This window comes from Psychromonas sp. (genome assembly GCF_041586535.1).
In the GTDB taxonomy this organism is placed as follows: Bacteria; Pseudomonadota; Gammaproteobacteria; order Enterobacterales; family Psychromonadaceae; genus Psychromonas.
Genome location: NZ_JBFGZY010000192.1, coordinates 1 through 5,470 on the forward strand (window position 1 = coordinate 1; position 5,470 = coordinate 5,470).

The following is a 5,470-nucleotide window of genomic DNA, read 5'->3' on the forward strand; positions in this document are numbered from 1 at the left end:
AGAGCAAGACGCAACATGAGGTAATGGTTATTCCCTTTTCGATTGGTGCAACGCAGCACTGGTTTTCGAGCTAGCGCCCCGTAGGTCAAGGTTAATTGCACCAATCTGCTTTGTTATAAAATTTCTCTGTAGAATAACTATACTTCAATTTTATGCCTGGCATCTCGGCATAATTTGCCTTGCTGACTTTGCATCTTGAAGTATCATGGGTATAAATGATCAGCGTGTTAATCACTATTGACATCACTTATAAGAATCTCCGTATCTAAACAACCTTGCTGAGCATCTTCACCAATCGCACGATTTTGATACGTGCTAGTTGCATAGGGTGACGATAGTGTTATAGTGGGGCTTAAATAATACATAAAACACACTTTAATAAGCAAACTTATGTCCAGCACTTTTAACTATATATCTGGTTCTAAACGTAGCCTGCATGTGCAGGTAGCACGCGAAATCGCCCGTAGCATCTTGTCCGGAAAATTACCGCAGGGTTCTATTATTCCAGGTGAGATGGCTCTTTGTGAACAATTTGGGGTCAGCAGAACAGCACTACGCGAGGCGGTAAAGCTTCTGACTTCCAAAGGTTTGCTTGAATCACGTCCAAAAATCGGCACGCGCGTTGTTGACCGCGCCTATTGGAACTTTCTTGATTCTCAGCTGATTGGGTGGATGGACGGGCTCACCGACCTTGATCACTTCTGCTCTCAATTTTTAGGTCTACGCCGTGCAATCGAACCAGAAGCCTGTGCCCTGGCAGCTAAATTTGCTTCTGCTGAACAGCGCATCGAACTGTCTGAAATATTTCAGCAAATGGTAGGAATAGCAAGTGAAAAAGAGTTTAATCAAAAACGCTGGACAGAGATAGATACGAAATTTCATAGCCTTATTTTCAACGCAACGGGTAATGATTTTTATCTGCCCTTTGGCAATATTCTTACCACCATGTTTGTTAACTTCATTGTCCACTCTTCTGAAGAAGGTAGTACCTGTATTGAAGAGCATCGCCAAATTTATGAAGCAATCATGGCGGGTAATAGTGATAAAGCGCGTCAAGCCTCTGCAAACCATCTTCAGGAAGCTAAGCACAGGTTACCAGTCGCAAGTTAACTACCTCAAAAAGTAACAGCGAAAATATTTTAACAAGCATGCTCCGAGCATGCTTTTTTATTTATTAAAGTATTCGAACGGAAAGGCTGAAAGGCAAAAAAATGCTCAAATGAGTTTGAGCATTTTCTATCATCTGGCTGTCAGTAGGATAAATTGTACATGACAAGGATAGCTACAGTCTTAACTAGACTGTGCCGCTTTTTCTGCTACTTCCTTCTCCTGCTGCGCCTGCTTCTTTTTCATCTTCATCGTTGAGTAGACTGAAAAGATTGCCAGTAAAATAAAGGCAAGTGCAATAGGTCTCTCATATAAAAATGACCAGCTTCCTTCATACATAAGCAGGGATTTTCTTAAGTTGGTTTCAGCCATCGGGCCTAAAATAATTGCCAGCAGGATAGGAGATGATGGAATTTCCAGCTTATTAAACACAAACCCCATCAAGCCAAAGGTGATGGCAATACCAACATCGAACATTGAGTTGTTAATGGCATAAGCGCCAATTATAGATAAGAAAATGATCATTGGAATCATAATTATTTTTGGCACTTCAATGATTCGGCAAAAGAATCTGATCCCCACTAAACCGATCACCAGCATAACCAGATTCGCCACCAGCATTGAACTAAAGACACCATAAACTACTTCCGGGTTTTGTGAAAACAGCAATGGACCCGGCGTTAAGCCCTGAACAATCAATGCACCAAGCAAAACTGCGGATACCGCATCCCCGGGCACACCAAGGGTAAGAAGCGGTACCAGAGACCCGCCCGTGACACCGTTGTTACCGGCCTCTGCGGCGGCCAGACCATGTACAGAGCCGTTACCAAACTCCTCTGGTTTTTTGGCGGAGCGCTTAGCTTCGTTGTAACAGACAAATGCCGATATATCCGCACCTGCACCCGGTATCGAACCGATTGTTGTTCCCATCAGGCCACTTTTGACAGCGGTGGGTAGCATCTCTTTTAAATCGGTTTTGCTCAATAATTTGCGGTCAAATTTGGGTGGTACAACTACCTTTTCCGATAATATTTTTTCTAATTGATTCAGCCCTTCAGAGAGTGCGAAAAGTCCAATTAAAACAGGGATAACATTAATGCCGCTATAGAGATCCATAACACCAAAGGTAAACCGGGGAACACTGCTGATTGGATCTAACCCCACAGTACACACCAGAAGTCCGATGCTACCTGCCAGTAAACCTTTCAATATATTTTTCGCAGACACACTGGCAATAATAGTCAAACCAAACAGAGCTAATGCAAAATATTCAGGGGCATTAAAACGCAACGCAAATGCGGCGAGTTTAGGTGCAATTGCAATCAGTACTATGGTACTAATGAGTCCGCCAACAAAGGACGCAACGGCCGCAATGCTTAACGCCCGTGCCGCCTGCCCCTTTATGGCCATTGCATGGCCATCTAATACCGTTGCCGCAGAGGCTGGTGTTCCGGGCGTTTTTAATAATATGGCTGCGATGGAACCACCGTAGATACCGCCGATATAAACACCAATCAACATCACTAATGCAGGTGTTGCCTCCATACCAAACGTAAAGGGCAGCAATATCGCCACACCCATTGTGGCTGTTAAACCGGGTAATGCCCCAAGAATGATCCCGCCTAAGACACCAAAAAAGAGAACTGGTAACACACTAAGGCTCATTGCCGTCGCGAGGCCATCAAATAAATATTCAAACATAACAGGCTCCTATGACCATAGCCCTTCGGGTAAAGAGATGTAAAACACTTCCCCAAACAGGTAATACACAGCGAGTACAAAGACGATCGCGACGATGTAATAAAGTGGCTTTTTAATTTTGAAATACAGTAAATAGAAAATAAAAGCGGCAAGGCTCGCATATAAATAGCCAATCACGCTGATTAACAGGGCGTAACCAAGCAGAAACGCCACACCAAATAAAGACATTTTAGAGACTAATGGCTCATCTTTAGGAACTGGTGAATTTTCATCAATATGGGACTGTTTATATTTATGCTGCATCAGGAGAATGATACAAATTACTATTTGCACTATAACGATAACCATCGGAAAAAATTTTGCGTCCACACTCGCATCCTGATACATAGGTTTGTCAAACTGAGTGATCACTGCAAAGGCTAACGCACTGAATACAATGATAATAGACGGGAAAATGACATTTCTATTAAACATAGAATCTATCCTTACGAAATTTGGTCGTATTTTTAATAACAGGCTGCATAGGAAATCCCAAGCTATATCTGTGATGGGGAGTAACCTCTGCTATCACAACAAAGGTTACTGCTGGTTATGAGACAAATATCGAAAACTAGTGGATTAACCTACCAAGTGCTTTGCTATCTTCTGCAACAAACTCAGTAAATGCTTTTGCGTCCATGTTATGAATCGTCATCGCACCTTTTTCCATGAACGATTTAAATTCATCCGATGCCATCGCCTGATCAAACGCTTTGCCCAACACTTCAATAACTTCATCTGGCGTGTCTTTCGGTGCGCCTATACCACGCCATGTACCGGTAGCAACATCAACACCCTGCTCTTTTAATGTCGGAACATCAGGAATGTATTGAATACGCTCTTTTGACATGACACCAATGGCTTTCAGCTGACCTGACCGAAGCTGGGCAATTGCTTCGCCCGGGGTCACCATAGTAACGTCAGTATGGTGACCCAGTACGGAAGGAATTGCTTCAGACGCACCGTTATAAGGGATAGCATTAAGTTTTATATCCTGATCTTTTTCTAAAGTCATAAGATAAAAATTAGGTGCAGCTGTCGAGGCAAATTTAACCTTACCCGGGTTTTCTTTTGCTTCTTTAATAAGATCATTAATAGTATTGTAAGGGCTATCTGCTGCAACCAGTACCACAGCAGGATCCAGGTTTACCAGGCGAATCAATTTGAAATCATCGGCGCTGTGCTGCATCAGTCCCATTTGCGGTAATGAGGCGATTTCACGGGTTACCACTGTTAATGTATAGCCATCCGCACGTTGTTGAGCGCCAAAACTCATTCCTACCGCACCTGCACCACCGGTGCGGTTCATAACCGAAATATTTTGCCCCAGCACATCTTTTGCACTATTGGCTAATGTGCGTCCAACGGCATCAGTACCGCCGCCTGCACCAAAAGGAACAATCAGGCGAATATTTTTAGACGGGTAGTCAGCAGCCATTGAAGTTGCTGAAACTAAAATGCCAGTCGCAAGCAGAATCGATTTAAGTATTTTATTCATTATTAAGACCTCTTTCTGTATGTTTGTGTCGGGTTTTCAAGCTTTATTTTCTGGTACTCGTGGATAGTGAGTTGCTCAATGGCAAGTGCAATCCAGCTGCTGATCAGCATGTCATACCATTGTTCAACACCGCTGCAGGCAACGACAATATTTCCGTATACGAATGATCCGTAAAAAAGAAGATCATCTTCGCGCAAAGACGCGGGATGCTGGTTTTGTAATTGAATATTGCTGGTTGATTCGCGCCATGCCTGTTGCGCTTTTTTTCGTGCAAACTGAGCAAATGGAATCGTCCACGATTCCGGCGTGCCAAGTGAGGTTTCGTATAAAATAGCCTCATCAAATGACGCTTCCCACGGTTTCAATTGCGGGTTCATGATGACAATGTGCAGTTCTTTGCGATTGGTGCGCTCGAACAAGTTATCGATTGAAGGCATCATTAACTCGACGGCATCCTTAGCAATGTCAGTAAGGTTTTTCATTATTACTCCTGTATGGATTAATTTCTGCCGCAAAGGTTATTGTATGATAATATTATCGCAATGTTAGACGGGGTGTAATCTGGCTGGGATCACATAAGTTGTTTCAACAATGTGATTTGGATCAGAAACCGGCTCTTTTTAATGTGCTTATGAGCGGTTTTATATGATTTATTATTGAAAATAAAAAACCAGGAGATAAGTTTAATTTTATTTGTAATACTTAAAGTTAAGCTTTAAGAATATTCGCAGCTGTTCTCGTGATCAATATATAGCTGTAACGTCTGACCCAGAGCTAAACTGCCGATCATTTTTACTTAATACAAGAGGCGTTAAGTAATTCGGCATGTGTAAAATAGTTCAGCAGGAACATTGCAATTAACCACAAAAGATAAACAGGTCCTAATCCCCTATTTAACCTCAGCTCCGGATAAGCAAATCGATACAATACTGCTATTTCCGCGTATTTCCGCATTAAATTATCTATCAATGGCGGCTATTGCTAGGGTCTGTTGATCTTTCGCGGTTAATTTTTGTTCGAGATAAAAGCGTTTTAATCGCGACGCGAGGTGTGTAGCTTAGTCATTCTAAGTAAATACCTCGCAACAAAGAGTAAAACGCTTTTAGCCGAACCCTTCGGGCAGCG

5 protein-coding genes are annotated in these 5,470 nt (G+C 42.6%); 1 reads left to right on the forward strand and 4 read right to left on the reverse strand.

The features are described from left to right. Window positions 1–390: 390 nt before the first annotated feature. The gene (locus ABZA00_RS16105; protein ID WP_372883169.1) at window positions 391–1,110 is read left to right on the forward strand and encodes a FadR/GntR family transcriptional regulator; all 720 of its coding nucleotides are present in this window, start codon (window positions 391–393) and stop codon (window positions 1,108–1,110) included. A 180-nt stretch (window positions 1,111–1,290) separates the two neighbouring features. Here ABZA00_RS16105 and ABZA00_RS16110 read toward each other — a convergent pair whose 3' ends face one another. The 4 genes from ABZA00_RS16110 to ABZA00_RS16125 all read right to left on the reverse strand — a co-directional run bounded on the left by ABZA00_RS16110 (window position 1,291) and on the right by ABZA00_RS16125 (window position 4,827). Continuing rightward, window positions 1,291–2,808 (reverse strand): tripartite tricarboxylate transporter permease, encoded by a 1,518-nt coding sequence (locus ABZA00_RS16110; RefSeq protein ID WP_372883170.1) that lies wholly within the window; start codon window positions 2,806–2,808, stop codon window positions 1,291–1,293. Between the two features lie 9 nt (window positions 2,809–2,817). Then, window positions 2,818–3,282: a tripartite tricarboxylate transporter TctB family protein gene (locus ABZA00_RS16115; protein WP_372883171.1), complete on the reverse strand. Its 465-nt coding sequence runs from the start codon at window positions 3,280–3,282 to the stop codon at window positions 2,818–2,820. A 136-nt stretch (window positions 3,283–3,418) separates the two neighbouring features. Further along, a complete protein-coding gene (locus ABZA00_RS16120; RefSeq protein ID WP_372883172.1) occupies window positions 3,419–4,345 on the reverse strand; it encodes a tripartite tricarboxylate transporter substrate binding protein in 927 nt (308 codons plus the stop codon). 2 nt (window positions 4,346–4,347) lie between these two features. After that, window positions 4,348–4,827, reverse strand: a complete 480-nt coding sequence (locus tag ABZA00_RS16125; RefSeq protein ID WP_372883173.1) for a hypothetical protein — start codon at window positions 4,825–4,827, stop codon at window positions 4,348–4,350. Between the last annotated feature and the right edge of the window lie 643 nt (window positions 4,828–5,470).

Coding starts and splice junctions, on each gene's coding strand:
- ABZA00_RS16105 (WP_372883169.1), top strand. CDS start 391: ATGTCCAGCACTTTTAACTATATATCTGGTTCTAAACGTAGCCTGCAT.
- ABZA00_RS16110 (WP_372883170.1), bottom strand. CDS start 2,808: ATGTTTGAATATTTATTTGATGGCCTCGCGACGGCAATGAGCCTTAGT.
- ABZA00_RS16115 (WP_372883171.1), bottom strand. CDS start 3,282: ATGTTTAATAGAAATGTCATTTTCCCGTCTATTATCATTGTATTCAGT.
- ABZA00_RS16120 (WP_372883172.1), bottom strand. CDS start 4,345: ATGAATAAAATACTTAAATCGATTCTGCTTGCGACTGGCATTTTAGTT.
- ABZA00_RS16125 (WP_372883173.1), bottom strand. CDS start 4,827: ATGAAAAACCTTACTGACATTGCTAAGGATGCCGTCGAGTTAATGATG.